The following is a 14,365-nucleotide window of genomic DNA, read 5'->3' as shown; positions in this document are numbered from 1 at the left end:
ACTTAATTAAATCGCTAACCTCTAATTTTTATAATATAGCTAACAGAGATAAGAGAGGGATGCAGAATGAATCGACACGGATTTTGGAATGATGTAGTTAAATATAGAGCTATATTGCTGATGCTAGCACCGGCAGTACTCTTTTTTCTCCTATTCGCTTATGTTCCAATGGTAGGGATCATCCTTGCTTTTAAACAGTACAATTACGCGGGCGGCGTATTCGGAAGTCCGTGGAACGGGCTGGACAACATTCGCTTTTTCTTTGAATCAGGGGATGCATGGAGAGTCACAAGGAATACCGCGCTTTATAATATTGCATTTATCGTTATCAATAATTTACTTCAAATTTTTGCCGCGATTCTGCTTTTCGAGGTCGGAGGCAAATGGTTTAGGAAAATAACCCAATCGGTCTTGTTTCTCCCCTATTTCATTTCGTGGGTCGTAGTTGGAGCTATCGCCTATAATTTATTGAATTATGATATCGGAACGGTGAATGTAATCCTCAAAGGATTTGGCATGGAACCCATCGACATTTACAACACGCCTGCATACTGGCCATATATCTTAGTCATCGTGTCAGCATGGAAAGGTCTGGGATACGGAACCGTAATGTACTTGGCCGCTATTACAAGCATTGACACCGAAATGTATGAAGCAGCTGAAATTGACGGCGCCAATATTTTTCAGCGAATTATGAAGGTGACCATTCCAAACCTGTATCCGACGGTTATTATTCTGACATTGTTAGCAGTAGGAAACATTTTCCGTGGAGATTTCGGAATGTTCTATAACATGATAGGTAATAACGGGATATTATTCTCTGCTACGGATGTCATCGACACCTTCGTATTCAGATCGCTCATTACGTCGAATGATATCGGAATGTCGGCTGCAGCAGGCGTTTATCAATCCGTTCTTGGATTTGCGACAATTATGCTTGTAAACTATGCCGTTCGCAAGCATGACAAAGACCGTGCCTTATTCTAAATGGAGGTGATTACATGAGTGCAGCTGAAATTAGCTTCGATAAAAAAGTTGTCAAATCTGCGGGTATGAAACAAATGGACCGTCTAATATTCGCAGCTATTGGTTATGTTTCAATAGCTTTGCTGTCTATCCTATGTATAGTTCCCTTTATTCTGATCATATCTTCTTCGCTAACCGAAGAAAGCAGAATTGTATTGGAAGGGTATAAGTTTTTCCCGTCAGAATTCTCTACGGAAGCTTATAAGATCCTGTTTAAGTACCCCGACCAGTTGATACAAGCCTATACGGTGACAATTCTCGTGACTTTAGCGGGTACGCTAGTCGGCTTATTCCTTACAGCGATGACCGCTTATTGCCTTTCTAGAAGAGACTTTAAATGGCGAAATCAATTTTCCTTCTTCTTTTTCTTTACGACTCTGTTCAGCGGCGGGCTTGTCCCTTGGTATCTAATGATGGTTAACTATCTCCACCTGAAAGATACCCCGCTGGCATTAATCATTCCTTTACTGCTTAACGTCTTCTACATCATCGTCATGAAATCATTCATGAGCAATATTCCGGAAGCGATTGTAGAATCGGCGAAAATAGATGGTGCAGGCGATTTCCTGATCTTCATGCGTCTTATTCTTCCCCTTGCTAAGCCGGCGTTAGCCACTATCGGATTGTTTCTCGCACTGGGGTACTGGAATGATTGGTATAATGCGCTGCTGTTCGTATCCAGCGAGAATTTGATGCCGCTGCAATATTACTTATATAAAATGCTCGGTAATTTGGATGGTATAAGAAAGGCCATGGCGGGATCAGGGGCGGTTGCTACGACGCCTCTTCCATCAGAGGGGTTAAAAATGGCGATGACCATCGTGGCAAGCGGACCGATTCTGATTGCTTACCCATTCATTCAGAAGTACTTCGTACAGGGTTTAACGATTGGCGCGGTAAAAGGATGATTCCAAGGAAACTTGGTTTATCAATAAATTTGAATATACTCATTAGGGGGAAATACCAAATGCAAAAAAAGAGCAAATTGATTTTGTTGTCAATCGTTCTCACATTGGTCATGATTCTAAGTGCATGCGGAGGCAACAACAACGCATCGGAAAGCACACAGCCAGCTGCGGAAACTGGGCCAGCAAGTGAATCGCAGTCCGCTGCAACGGACGGTGCATTGAATACCTCCGAAGAAGTTAAGCTGAAGATGATTTTCGTAGGGCCTAAACCGGTGGACTATGATGCGGTTTTCACTGAGCTTAACAAGAAGCTTAAAGAAAAAATCAATGCAACGATCGAGGGCGAATTCCTGGATTGGTCCGATTGGGCGCAAAAGTATCCATTGAAGTTAGCGGCGAATGAAGATTTTGATCTTATTTATTCCGCGAACTGGGCTGGATATGGCGATCAAGCGTTAAAAGGCGGATTTCTGGAATTAACCGAAGATATGCTCGCTAAATATATGCCAACAACTTGGAAAGAAATGCCTAAAGTTAGTTGGGATCAAGCAAAAGTAAATGGAAAGTTATATATGGTCCCTCAGAATAGAGGGGAATCCATTGAAAAGCTGATTCTTTACCGTGAAGATTTGCGTAAGAAATATAATCTTCCTGTTATCGATAGTCCAGAAGCTTATACTAACTATTTGAAAGCAGTTGCCGCAAACGAGAAGGGAGTTATCCCTTTCACTCCTGAAACGGGAGATTGGAAATTACACAACCTAGATCGTGTATTGCTCAAGCAACAGAGAGACTGGAACATGCTGGATTTCGATCTTCCGCTAGGCTTCAAGCTAACGGATGAAAAAGGACAAATTTTTAACGTATACGAAACACCGGAATTCAAAGAGCTGCTTCTTTATTATAAGGACCTCGCGGATAACAATGCATGGTCTAAGAACGTACTGAATAGCAAGAATGATCATCAACTGGACTTCAAAGAAGGTAAGACGGCATCCATATCACATAACATGGGGACCCTAGGCGCACTAATGGCTTTAATGCGTAAGGAAAATTCACCATTTGAAGTAGCACTGGCGGATGTCACTCCGAATAGCAAGAAGTCGACGGCCATTTCTACGCAAAACGGAACATCGGTTCATGCAACATCCAAAAACCCGGAACGGGCCTTGATGTTCATCGACCTCATGCAGAATGATAAAGAATTGCATGATCTTATCATGAATGGTATTGAAGGCGTACATTACGTGCCTGTTGGCGACAATAAATTCCAAGCAACAGACGCGAGCAATAATTATACCGGATTCTCTAATTGGAGCTTTAACTCTCCTCTAAACCGTGACAATGAGTCCTTCCCTCAGGAAGCAACGGATATGCAGAAGGGTTGGGATGCGAACGTGTATCATTATCCGCTTGAAACCTTCGTATTCAATAACACGAAGGTGAAGGCCGAGGTTGCTAATGTTGGTAATGTTATGCTTCGTTATGCGATTCCCCTTGAATACGGCGTGATCAAAGACGTCGATAAAGGATTAGAGGATCTGAATAAACAGATGAAGGCAGCTGGGATTGATAAAATTCAACAGGAAATGCAGAGCCAAATCGACGCTTTCCTTGCACAAAACAATGAATAGGGGAACTAAATTTCCGCCAATAAGCTCGAAGCTGCCTGTTATGCTTCATGGAGCCGACTATAATCCTGAACAATGGAGTAATTATCCGGATATTCTGCGCGAAGACATTCGTCTTATGAAGCTGGCCAACTGCAACGTCATGTCCGTCGGCATCTTTTCTTGGGTAAAGCTTGAGCCGGAGGAAGGGCAATTCACCTTTGAATGGATGGACCGGCTTCTAGAGACCTTGGCCCAGAATGGCATATCCGTATTTATGGCGACTCCGAGCGGCGCACGTCCGGCATGGCTCTCCGCCAAGTATCCCGAAGTGTTAAGGGTTGGCTCCAATCGGGTTCGCAATCTGCATGGACTCCGCCACAATCATTGTTTTTCTTCGCCTATCTACAGAGACAAGGTCGCAATCATTAATAGAGAGATAGCACTCCGATATGCGAATCATCCAGCCGTTATCGGTTGGCATATTTCGAATGAATTCGGCGGCGAATGCCACTGTGAGTATTGCCAGCAAGCCTTCCGAAGCTGGTTGAGAAGCAAGTATGGAAGTCTCGACAGCTTGAACCATGCTTGGTGGACGACTTTCTGGAGCCATACGTATACAGACTGGGAACAGGTCGAGTCGCCGGCTATACATGGAGAAACGCAGGTGCATGGGCTGAATCTGGATTGGAGACGGTTCGTAAGCGACCAAACGATCGACTTCTGCAAGCATGAAATCAACATTGTTCGTGCTTACAATACTGAAATACCGATAACAACGAACATGCATATGACCGAGGGGATCGATTATCGTAAGCTAGCGAAGGAGCTCGATGTAATCTCTTGGGATGCTTACCCCGAATGGCACTATACCGAGGAGGGCGATGATTCCAGATTGGCAGCGTGGACGGCGATGCATTATGATCTGATGCGTTCTCTTAAGAACAAGCCGTTTTTGTTAATGGAGAGCACGCCATCCCTAACCAATTGGCAATCCGTTAGCAAATTAAAGAGACCCGGAATGCACAAGCTGTCCTCTCTTCAAGCTGTCGCGCATGGGGCGGACTCCGTGCAGTATTTCCAATGGCGCAAGAGCAGAGGCTCAAGCGAGAAGTTTCATGGCGCGGTAATCGATCATAGCGGACATGAACATACCCGTGTATTCCGCGATGTGGCGGAGGTCGGAGAGATACTTGCAGGCCTTACGGAAGTTGTCGGTTCCATAACTCCCGCGGAAGTCGCAATCCTGTTTGATTGGGATAACAGATGGGCCGTTAAGGATGCTCAGGGGATAAGGAATTCGGGACTCCGGTATGAGGAAACCGTGCTGCAGCATTATCGTGCCTTCTGGGAGCTGGGAATTCCGGTAGATGTAGTGGGAACGGAGGATGATCTGTCTCGCTACAAGCTAGTCGTAGCACCGATGCTATACCTCGTTAGCGAAGAGAATGGTGCTCGGATTCAACAATTTGTCGAGAAAGGCGGGACGTTCGTCTCCACCTACTGGTCGGGGATTGTGAACGAGACGGATCTTTGCCACCTAGGGGGATTTCCTGGGCCGCTGCGTGCAACGTTAGGGATATGGTCTGAGGAAACGGAAGGCTTGCACGATCGGGATCTGAATGGTGTCGTTCTCCGCCCCGATAATGCATTGGGATTAACCGGAGATTATGACGCACATCAAATCGCCGAGCTTATTCACCTAGAAGGCGCGGAATCGTTAGCCGATTATCGCAGCGATTTCTACGCGGGGCGTTCTGCGCTGACAAGAAATAAGCTGGGTGAGGGCAGAGCCTATTATTTGGCTACTCGAGTCAAGGACTCCGACTTCTACATTGGGTTATATGCTTCGATTTCAAAAGAAGCGGGTATACAACCTGCGTTAGGTGTTGAGCTTCCACAAGGAGTAAACGCACAGATTCGTACGGACGGTGAGAGCGACTTCGTTTTCATTCAGAATTTTAGCAATACTGAGCAAGTTATCTCCTTGGATACACGCCATTATATCAGCCTTGAAACAGGCGAATCGGTCACAGGCCCAATTGTTTTACCTGTTAATGGGTTATCCATCTTGAAACGGTAATCGGTGACGCGGTATCATAACAGATAGACTAATACAACGAAAGGAAGCTGTCATGAAACAAAACCCTAAAACAATCCTTTTTCAAGGCGACTCCATTACCGATGGCAACTGGGACCGCAACGAAGACCCCAACCATATTTTAGGGCACGGCTATGTCTTTATCCTTGCAGGGCGGCTCGGTTGTGAATTGGCCCAAGATCGGCCGCGTTTTATCAACAGAGGCATCAGCGGAAATCGGGTTTCGGATTTATACGCCCGTTGGAACGAGGATGCGATCAGCTTGAATCCGGATCTAATCAGCATCTTGATCGGCGTAAACGACGCATGGCGGATCATGTCGGGTCACCCCGGCGGAGTTACCGACAGGTTCGAAAGAGCGTATCGGCATCTGCTCGCGGAAACGAAGGAAGTGTTGCCTCATGCCGGATTGGTCTTCTGCGAGCCGTTTATCCTGAAAACCGGTGCGACGGAGGAAAACTGGGACAAATGGCGCAAGCATATGGATGAATACAACCGGATCGTACTACAGCTTGCCAAGGAATACGATGCGGTTTTCGTTCCCTTGCAGGCGGCGTTTGATAAGGCAGCGTCCAGCACCGGTGCCGCCTATTGGCTATGGGATGGCGTTCATCCTACGGCGGCCGGCCATGAACTCATTGCCCGCGAATGGTTGTCCGTCGTTCAGAACAGCCCTTTGGCCATTCGCTGAAATCATCAATAAGCCTATTAATTGTTTGCACCCGGCGCCGCTGTGCCCGGGTTTTTTTTCGATGGATTCAGGATCGGACGATGAGGTGGAAAGTGAGGCAACACGTATTCTCCTAGTTCTTGTATGACCTCATTTGCTGGACGAGGGGTATCGAATAATGCAAAGAATAGATGATTAACGCCAATATTTTGGTATATTTTGAGTAATTCTAACAATCCATTGCGTCCGACTCGAAAACCAAGCCGAATCGGTGTTGCTTCTTCATCCGGATCTTCCGCTAAATCGAGATGCATGGGCATCGAGAATGGACGAAACGCAGCATGGTTTTGCAGAGCAGCCGACTCTCGCCATGCGTTTATGGCTTCTAATTGTCGGATCGGTGCTTGTGGGTAATACATCCATCCGTCACCGTTCCGTCCGAGCCAATCGAGATCTTGCTGCGCAAATCCGGTTACCATTGTTGGAATTCTTTGCTTCAATTTCGGAACGAGTGTCGCTTGATGGATATGACCATATCCGGAGTCGACCGTAGGGTAATGCTCATACAGCACCTTTTCCAGATAGGATAACGCTTCGCGGAACTGAATGCCGCGGCTCGGGTGGTCCACTCCAAGTCCTCTAAAGTCAGCTTGTCTGTCTCCGGAAGAGATACCCATGATGAGCCTTTCGGGAAAGAGGGCTTCGATGGTAGCTACTTCTTTCGCGAGTCTAAGCGGATGACGAAGAGGAAGTACAAGGGCCGATGTTCCAATTGCGATTCTATTTGTCTGACTGAGCAAATGCGTAGCGTATATCAAAATATCATAAATTTGACCGACGGCGGGGTCCGCAAAATGAGGATCTTCCAAGATAACGTCCCGGAGCCAAAGTGTAGTGAATCCATAGGTTTCAGCAGCCCGAGCAAGCTCAATTTGGTAAGCCATAGTCGGTGTTTCCGTTTGATAGTTTTCTAGAGGGATGTGAAGACCAAGCGTTAACTCGCTTTCCCTATACATTCTTTGATAGGTTTGATGATGCTCGAACAAGCGAATTCCCCCTTACTTTATTTTCGTTCAAGTTTGGCTGAAATGCCAGCAAGTATAATAGCGATGACAACCATCAGAGCCCCGATCCATGGGGTATGCACAAGTCCTATGGAGTCGATGACTACCCCGCCGACTATCGAGCCAAGAGCGATTCCGATATTGAATGCAGCGATATTGATCGCCGAAGCAACGTCGACCGCCGATGGCACGTACTTTTCCGCGAGTTGTACGACATAGAGCTGAAGACCAGGCACATTCATGAAGGCAAGCAAGCCCATTAATATTACGCCGATTACGCCAGCCACTTTAAATGGAGCGAGAAATGTCAAAAGTATGAGTACGGCCGCTTGAACAATAAACATCCAAAATAGCGCGCGAATAGGGTTCTTGTTGGCTAATTTCCCGCCATAGGAGTTTCCGAATGCTACGGCAATACCGTAAGCGATCAAGATAATGTTAATCATTCCTGTGCTTATACCGGTTACATCGTGCAGGAGCGGCGTTAAATAAGTGAAAGCAACGAACGTTCCTCCATAACCGAGCGCGGTTATAAGGAAGGCCAGAAGCAAGCGTACATTCGTGAGCAGTCGGAACATATCCGAGAATTTAGCGGGCGGAGATTGCTTAAGGTTTTTAGGGATAAGCGCGGCGCTGGAAATGATCGCAATAACGCCCAGCAAGGCTACGCCCCAGAAGGTAGCTCTCCAGCCGAATGCTTGTCCGATAAATGTCCCCAACGGAACTCCGGTAACAATGGCGATCGTAAGACCGGTGAACATGAGTGCGATAGCGCTGGCCTTTTTTTCCGGAGCAACGAGTTGAACGGCAATTGTGGCTCCGATGGAAAAGAAGACGCCATGCGAAAATGCCGTAATGAAACGCGCGATAAGCAGTATCTCGAAGGATGGCGAGAGTGCGGCCACGACGTTGCCGATGATAAAGACGACCATTAGCGACATGAGCAACGATTTACGGCTTATTCGATTCGTGAGCGCTGTGAGGATCGGGGCTCCTACCGCAACCCCGATCGCATAACCCGAAATAAGAAGGCCGGCTAACGTGATGCCGATATTCAAGTCATCCGCGATGGATGCAAGCAAACCAACCGGTACAAACTCGGTTGTCCCGATACCGAATGCGCTAATAGCAAGGGCAAGAAGCGCCCAAGTTCCCGATCTAGGCGTCGCTTTATGTTGAGAAGCGGATTGTGCAACTGTTTGGTTCATGTTATCCTCCTGATATTGAATTGTTTGAACAGTAGTGAGTACTATCCGTTCATGAGTGCTATTATATAACCGTCAAGATGATTATGATAAGTACGCACTTTAAAGGTATATAGGTACTTATAAGTACCCTAGACTAAGTAAAGGATGATTAAAAATGGCTTACAATATTCCAGTCGAAGCAACGCTAGATGTTATCGGAGGCAAATGGAAGGTTGTCATTATGTGTCATTTAATAAAGGGAGAAAAACGAACAAGCGAGTTAAAAAGGTTGATGTGCGGGATTACGCAGAAGATGCTTACGCAGCAGCTGCGCGAACTTGAAGTTGACGGGGTCTTAAAAAGAAAAATTTACGAACAGGTACCGCCGAAAGTCGTGTATTCACTTACGGACTATGGATGGTCTCTTAGACCTATTCTTGATGCCATGTGCGCATGGGGTGAGCAGCATATTGAACAAACTTCGGAATTAAATAGTTAATTGTGATAAATATTGTCCCACCGGATCAGGCTATTATGCCTGTAACTTGGCGACATTGGCTTATGCCGCGGCGAAAGCTGCTCTTGCCAACTACAGCAAAGGCTTGTCCAACGAGTTCACTCCGCGTGGAATACGTGTAATACGCTGGAACGATTCCAACTGTTTAATATATCTAAACTGAATGATATATAAACATACTAACTGGTACGACAATAATGTCGTACCAGTTGTTTTTACTTTGCAGCTTGCGGGGATTACAGAATTTTACTTTTAATATCCATCAAGTATTTCCAAATGACTCCGACCGCGCCGACGAAAAAGCCCGTCTTTACGATCCATCCCGTGGAATCGAGAGCCGTGAGGCTGGAAAGCATTAACAGAGGGAAAACGTAATAGAGCAGGTCTTTTAGAACGCCAAGAACCAGGTGATGATCGATTTTTTTTGCTTTTAGCGATTTAAACATGCCAACCAGGAAGTCCAATGCCATTAAGCCAAGCACGCCCCACATCGCATAGAGCATCCAACCCGTGAACGTAACTGCCATGTTGTATCACCTCCCGGCAGGAGGATCATTGCCGCACTACATTATATGACAGCACGTAATAGCCCGTACCGGAAAATGCCTTGTAATTCGCTAAATAGATCGCTGGAAGGCGGCTGATTATCGGTCGTCTTTGTTTGCTTCGCGCTCTCGTTGCCACTCCAAGAATTCCCTGCAAATTCAATCATTTTCCAGTATGATAGATAATGATAACTGCCTACGAGAGAAACCATTAATCTATTATTGGAGGTATGACAAGATGGAAATTATCGATCAGATGCAGAAACTGGCTGTCCGGAACTCTAATGTGAAGGGTGCCGAATTTGAATGTGCGGAGCTTAGCGAATCGACCTTCAAAAATGTGAATATGAGCCGAGTGTTGATCAATGATGCCAACTTGTCCGATCTAGAAATTTTCGAGGCGCAACTAGGCGGTGCTTACATCCATAGCATCGGATTACCGCCCAAGGGTCATCCGGGCTATCGGGAAGATCAGGGTGAACAGCGGCCGCTGCGTTTTGAACATTGCGAGCTGACCGGGAGCACCATCACGTCCTGCAACCTTAAGAATCTGCAAATAAATCAATGTAATATTGAAGGCCTCACCATTAATGGAATCGATATCGATGCACTTATCAAAAGATATCAGTCGGAGCCGGAGCAAACGAATCAATCGCCGAAGAAGCAATCGCCGTCGTTGACACCATTGTTAAACCGTACCGGAGCGATCTTCATTCCCGTACGCGACATTGGGAAAGCGCGGGATTGGTATTGCGGGATTCTGGGAATTCCGGCAGTGTCCGCTGAGATCATGAACGGTCATCTATGCCCGCTGCCGATGGAAGGAGGCGGCATCATTCTGGATACGATGCCGATGTGGGGCGGCAAAGAACCCGGCGGTCCTCCGACTTTTCAAACACCGGCCTTTATGTTCCTGACCAACGATCTGGCCGCCTCTTATGCTTTTATGAAAGAGCAGGGAGCCGAAATCGTAACCGAGATCGAGAATGATCATTGGTTTGCTTTCCGAGATCCTGACGGCAACCTGCTTATGGTGTGCCGCTAATGGAGGGGCTTTTATAAATGAAAGAGGTTATTTTAACGGACAGAGCGCAGCAACCGGGCAGTATGCCTTACTCCCAAGCCATCAAGGTCGGAAATACGGTTTACGTTGCCGGTCAAGGACCCTTCGAGCCCGATACGGGAATGTGCAAGGATGACACTCTGAAATATCAAGCCAGAAGAACGCTGGAAAATGTGAAAGCGATTCTTGAGGCAGCCGGTGCTAAGATGAGCGATATCGTGAAAGTGACGGTGTTTCTTGGGACAGGGGCCGATTTTAACGAGTTCAACGAGTACTACAAGGAGTATTTCAGCGCACCGTATCCTGCTAGAGCTATCACAGGTGTCAGTCAGGGATTTTTAGTTCAAATGGATGCGATTGCTGTTATTGAAGATAGGAAGGATTGAAATTTCGAAACCATTAAGCATTCAGGAGGCGTACCCGTGGAAAAGGGCGCGGTTGTTAAACTTGAGAATTTCAGCTTCTCCGGATTGGATGCATCCCAGCTAGGTGCCATTAAATCCGTTGCCGATTATTATCAAATTCCGTTAACGTCGTACAAAATCTACGGAATGACGGGACTTGCATTCCTATTCATTCTGGATGAGGGAATGGTTCAACCGAACGCGGGACCTCCAGAACCAGAAATCTTCCGGCTGACTCGGAATCTCGGTGACACGGAAGGTCTTATTTCCCTGCATTGGGCGGATCAAATCTCAGTAAAAGACGAAATCGCCGCTTTTCGGGAAGCGCTTGATTTCGTCATTCGTTTGAATGAGGAAGGGACGTAAACTTGGTCGGGACAAAAGTATTTTGTTGGTACAAGAGCCTATGAGCACTGGATAAAAGGATTGAAGAGCAACATTATTCAAAAATTTTGGTTCAGCCTGATTATGGAAGTTTTGAATGAGGCTAGATATCATGCAACGATTTTCTTAGGAGAGATGAAGGGCAAATTCACGGGGCCGGTGAAACAGTCGATTGAGGATGCCCTATCTCTGTTCGGTGAAGTATCCGTAAAGTGTAATTTATTGAAAGCTACGTTTCCATACGAGCAACCTCGTGAGCTGCTTAGCGATTCGGAGAGAGAAGAAACCATTCGATTCTGAAAGAAATCTCCGCACTGGAAAAGGATGCTTTAACTCAGTTGATGAAAATTCGATACGAAGTTTGTCACCCAAAAGAGTCATTCATGCCTTGATTCGGGGAAGGTGCTCTGGGTCTCGTTACCGCATGCATGGAACATCATACATCGCTCTTAATGCTTCACGCAGATGCGTTATCGGACGACTTCCGCAAGCTGCAAACAGGCTTGGCAGGACAGGTGCTGCAAAAATTCATAAACTATCGCATCAAGACGGCTATCGTGATCCCTCTTGCTTCGACGATCAAAGGTAAGTTCAAGGAGCTTATGGCCGAGTCTAACAAAGGTAATGATTTCAGAGTCTTCGATAATCGAATTGATGCCGAAAATTGGCTTATCAACCTCTAAAAATACATTAAAAGAATGATGCCGAGGGGCAAAAGACGAATAAAGCCTTTTTAGCGAGGCGGCCGCATCGTAATGATGTTGGCTGCCTTTTGCTTTTACGGAACGAAATATCCCTAATCGTGCCGAACCGTAACCGTCGTGGCAGAATTCGACAGATCGAGGAAATTTATTTCTAGTTCTCTAGGTATAGAACGTTAATGTCGAAAGCATGGTTTGCTTAAATTTGAAATAAACCTTTAATTATGCACCATTACATTTTTATGGAAATCGTTTCGGGGAATTAAGGTATTTATCCCCATCTTATCCTATGGATACTTCTGAATTTCGACACGCAGTCTATCATTTGTACTATGTTCGAGATATGTCGATATGCTTATCTTAATATTCAGAAAATTGAGGATTTAGGCGGATTTTAGGAATATATTGACACAGCTTATGATGAGATCATTCGAATCGGCGAACGGAATACTCCGCTGAATCTCGATAAAGGCAAAGCAGGCGAAAGCCTGTGACGCAAAGCTTTAGGGGCTAATGACGCATGTCGTTTATGCCAGCCAGCTGCCGAAAGATGAAGGGGAGCGTCTTAATTGAACCCTCCTTTCGGGAAAAGGTGGGTCATTTTACATACCAGGGGGTGGTCGCGTCGAAATGAAGCTGTTCATTCAAGAGAGCGGACAACAAGTCGGTCATCAGATCGAGGAAGCGCATACGTTCCTTAGGAGACTGAGAGGACTTATGCTCACTAAGTCGCTTGCTGAAGGAAACGGCCTACATATTCGACCTTGCCGAGGGGTGCATTCGTTTTTCATGAGGTATCCCATTGATGTGCTGCATCTAAGCGAAGACAACATCGTCGTAGGTATGGAGCAGGGGTTAAAGCCCGGACGTATCGGAAGGTCTTTCCGGGGAACCCGAGCGGTAGTCGAACTTCCTGCGGGGACTTTAGAAACAGCAGGGGTATGCGTTGGTCACACGGCAAAGTTTCAAAAACAAACTAAACTCATTTTAGGAGGAATTTACAATGATGAACAAATTCAAGAGCCTTTTGAAAGATGAGCAAGGACAAGGAATGACGGAGTACGGATTGGTGCTTGGACTGATCGCGGTTGCGGTCGTAGGCGCTTTGGTCTTGCTGCGCGGCCATATTATCGCCCTGTTCGATAATGCGGAAAAAACGGTTGGTGAGGGCGTTACCGACATGGCTCCTCCTTCCGGAACCTAAGCGGTTACGGTTGCACGAAGGCCGTGCGTTGACTCAACGTACGGCCTTCTTTTCATCCGCGTGCGAGAAACGGAGGAACCGTTGTGTGGGTCAATATCGTGCTGTTGATTGTCGTAACCGTCTGTGTCATAACGGACCTGAAGAGCAGAAAGATCTATAATAACTTGATTTTCCCTGCATTGGCCATTGCATTCGGAATTCATATCATCACGGGCGGTTGGGAAGGTTTAGCGCACTCTTTATTAGGATTTACCCTCGGATTAGGGATCCTAATCATCCCTTATCTCCTCGGCGGCATGGGGGCTGGCGACGTCAAGCTGCTAGCATTGGTCGGAGCGCTTAAAGGGGCAGGATTTGTTTTCGCGGCATCTGTCTATATGGCCCTTATCGGTGCGGTTATGGCATTGGCAATTGTATTTTTTAAGGAAGGCATTCGTGATCGGATCCGGTTTGTCGGATATGTACTTCTTTGCCTGCGTTTTAGGATGAGACCCCATATTCAGGGATACTGGACTTCGGGAGCTTATCCGTACGGAGTTGCCATAGCCGGCGGATCCGTGGTTTGTTTATGGCTGAAAGGATGGGGAGCGGGATGATCAAGGAACAGAAGGGGCAATCGCTTGTCGAATTTGCCCTGCTGCTTCCGCTGCTGCTGCTGCTAATATGCGGCATCGTTGATCTGGGACGGCTGTTATTTGCCTTCGTCAGTCTCAATATGACGGCACAGGAGGCAGTTAGGCTTGGAGGGCTTGGAAAGGATGATATGGAGATCGTCTCCTATGCCAGAAATCATGTCCGCGTCGGGGATGCATCCGAGTTGGAGGTAACCATATCGCCTGAGCAATCGACAAGAAAATCCGGCGGGAACGTTACCGTAACTTTAACTTACTCCCTCCCTCTAATTACGCCGCTGATGACGCAGATCATACCGGACCCGGTTCTTTCAGCGAATTCTACCATACGCGTGGAGTAGGAGGAATT

At 46.6% G+C, this 14,365-nt stretch carries 18 protein-coding genes and 1 riboswitch; of the genes, 15 read left to right on the top strand and 3 right to left on the bottom strand.

Annotated elements, in window-relative coordinates; translation table 11 throughout:
• The first annotated feature begins 66 nt into the window (after nucleotides 1-66).
• The 5 genes from E2980_RS07470 to E2980_RS07450 all read left to right on the top strand — a co-directional run bounded on the left by E2980_RS07470 (nucleotide 67) and on the right by E2980_RS07450 (nucleotide 6,336).
• Complete coding sequence (locus E2980_RS07470) at nucleotides 67-987, top strand: ABC transporter permease (protein WP_135151537.1); 921 nt, start codon at nucleotides 67-69, stop codon at nucleotides 985-987.
• Nucleotides 988-1,061: 74 nt separating this feature from the next.
• Nucleotides 1,062-1,934, top strand: a complete 873-nt coding sequence (locus E2980_RS07465; protein ID WP_420808626.1) for a carbohydrate ABC transporter permease — start codon at nucleotides 1,062-1,064, stop codon at nucleotides 1,932-1,934.
• 59 nt (nucleotides 1,935-1,993) lie between these two features.
• Entirely contained in the window at nucleotides 1,994-3,568 is a 1,575-nt protein-coding gene (locus E2980_RS07460) for an ABC transporter substrate-binding protein (protein WP_135151535.1), read from the top strand.
• Between the two features lie 40 nt (nucleotides 3,569-3,608).
• Nucleotides 3,609-5,627 carry a beta-galactosidase gene (locus tag E2980_RS07455; RefSeq protein WP_167747025.1) on the top strand — a complete coding sequence of 673 codons (2,019 nt, stop codon included), beginning with the start codon at nucleotides 3,609-3,611 and terminating at the stop codon, nucleotides 5,625-5,627.
• Between the two features lie 52 nt (nucleotides 5,628-5,679).
• Nucleotides 5,680-6,336: an SGNH/GDSL hydrolase family protein gene (locus E2980_RS07450; RefSeq protein ID WP_135151532.1), complete on the top strand. Its 657-nt coding sequence runs from the start codon at nucleotides 5,680-5,682 to the stop codon at nucleotides 6,334-6,336.
• 17 nt (nucleotides 6,337-6,353) lie between these two features.
• Here the strand turns inward: E2980_RS07450 and E2980_RS07445 are convergent, their stop codons facing one another.
• Both E2980_RS07445 and E2980_RS07440 read right to left on the bottom strand, forming a co-directional pair.
• Nucleotides 6,354-7,331, bottom strand: a complete 978-nt coding sequence (locus E2980_RS07445) for a TIGR03571 family LLM class oxidoreductase (RefSeq protein WP_420808625.1) — start codon at nucleotides 7,329-7,331, stop codon at nucleotides 6,354-6,356.
• Between the two features lie 47 nt (nucleotides 7,332-7,378).
• Nucleotides 7,379-8,587 carry an MFS transporter gene (locus E2980_RS07440; RefSeq protein ID WP_135151529.1) on the bottom strand — a complete coding sequence of 403 codons (1,209 nt, stop codon included), beginning with the start codon at nucleotides 8,585-8,587 and terminating at the stop codon, nucleotides 7,379-7,381.
• A gap of 154 nt (nucleotides 8,588-8,741) precedes the next feature.
• Here E2980_RS07440 and E2980_RS07435 point away from each other — a divergent pair, with 154 nt between their 5' ends.
• The gene (locus E2980_RS07435; protein WP_135151527.1) at nucleotides 8,742-9,065 is read left to right on the top strand and encodes a winged helix-turn-helix transcriptional regulator; all 324 of its coding nucleotides are present in this window, start codon (nucleotides 8,742-8,744) and stop codon (nucleotides 9,063-9,065) included.
• A 254-nt stretch (nucleotides 9,066-9,319) separates the two neighbouring features.
• Here the strand turns inward: E2980_RS07435 and E2980_RS07425 are convergent, their stop codons facing one another.
• Nucleotides 9,320-9,610, bottom strand: a complete 291-nt coding sequence (locus E2980_RS07425; RefSeq protein ID WP_135151525.1) for a hypothetical protein — start codon at nucleotides 9,608-9,610, stop codon at nucleotides 9,320-9,322.
• Nucleotides 9,611-9,866: 256 nt separating this feature from the next.
• Here E2980_RS07425 and E2980_RS25005 point away from each other — a divergent pair, with 256 nt between their 5' ends.
• The 9 genes from E2980_RS25005 to E2980_RS07380 all read left to right on the top strand — a co-directional run bounded on the left by E2980_RS25005 (nucleotide 9,867) and on the right by E2980_RS07380 (nucleotide 14,357).
• A complete protein-coding gene (locus E2980_RS25005) occupies nucleotides 9,867-10,673 on the top strand; it encodes a VOC family protein (RefSeq protein WP_167747024.1) in 807 nt (268 codons plus the stop codon).
• Between the two features lie 17 nt (nucleotides 10,674-10,690).
• Nucleotides 10,691-11,077, top strand: a complete 387-nt coding sequence (locus E2980_RS07415) for a RidA family protein (RefSeq protein ID WP_135151524.1) — start codon at nucleotides 10,691-10,693, stop codon at nucleotides 11,075-11,077.
• Nucleotides 11,078-11,113: 36 nt separating this feature from the next.
• Complete coding sequence (locus tag E2980_RS07410; protein ID WP_135151522.1) at nucleotides 11,114-11,461, top strand: hypothetical protein; 348 nt, start codon at nucleotides 11,114-11,116, stop codon at nucleotides 11,459-11,461.
• A gap of 60 nt (nucleotides 11,462-11,521) precedes the next feature.
• Nucleotides 11,522-11,779, top strand: a complete 258-nt coding sequence (locus E2980_RS07405) for a hypothetical protein (RefSeq protein ID WP_167747023.1) — start codon at nucleotides 11,522-11,524, stop codon at nucleotides 11,777-11,779.
• A gap of 107 nt (nucleotides 11,780-11,886) precedes the next feature.
• On the top strand, nucleotides 11,887-12,162 hold the full coding sequence (locus E2980_RS07400) for a DUF4180 domain-containing protein (protein WP_276322253.1): 276 nt from the start codon (nucleotides 11,887-11,889) through the stop codon (nucleotides 12,160-12,162).
• 478 nt (nucleotides 12,163-12,640) lie between these two features.
• Nucleotides 12,641-12,728, top strand: a riboswitch (cyclic di-GMP riboswitch).
• Between the two features lie 82 nt (nucleotides 12,729-12,810).
• Complete coding sequence (locus tag E2980_RS07395) at nucleotides 12,811-13,218, top strand: DUF192 domain-containing protein (RefSeq protein ID WP_135151517.1); 408 nt, start codon at nucleotides 12,811-12,813, stop codon at nucleotides 13,216-13,218.
• A complete protein-coding gene (locus E2980_RS07390; RefSeq protein ID WP_135151515.1) occupies nucleotides 13,184-13,384 on the top strand; it encodes a Flp family type IVb pilin in 201 nt (66 codons plus the stop codon). Before E2980_RS07395 ends, E2980_RS07390 begins: the two co-directional genes overlap by 35 nt.
• Before the next feature lie 83 nt (nucleotides 13,385-13,467).
• Entirely contained in the window at nucleotides 13,468-13,980 is a 513-nt protein-coding gene (locus E2980_RS07385; protein ID WP_135151514.1) for an A24 family peptidase, read from the top strand.
• Nucleotides 13,977-14,357, top strand: a complete 381-nt coding sequence (locus E2980_RS07380; protein ID WP_135151573.1) for a TadE family protein — start codon at nucleotides 13,977-13,979, stop codon at nucleotides 14,355-14,357. The genes E2980_RS07385 and E2980_RS07380 overlap by 4 nt, the downstream gene beginning before the upstream one ends.
• The last annotated feature ends 8 nt before the right edge of the window (nucleotides 14,358-14,365 follow it).

This window comes from Cohnella luojiensis, from assembly GCF_004564235.1.
Lineage (GTDB): Bacteria > Bacillota > Bacilli > Paenibacillales > Paenibacillaceae > Cohnella > Cohnella luojiensis.
This window is presented reverse-complemented; position numbering and strand designations above follow the sequence as displayed.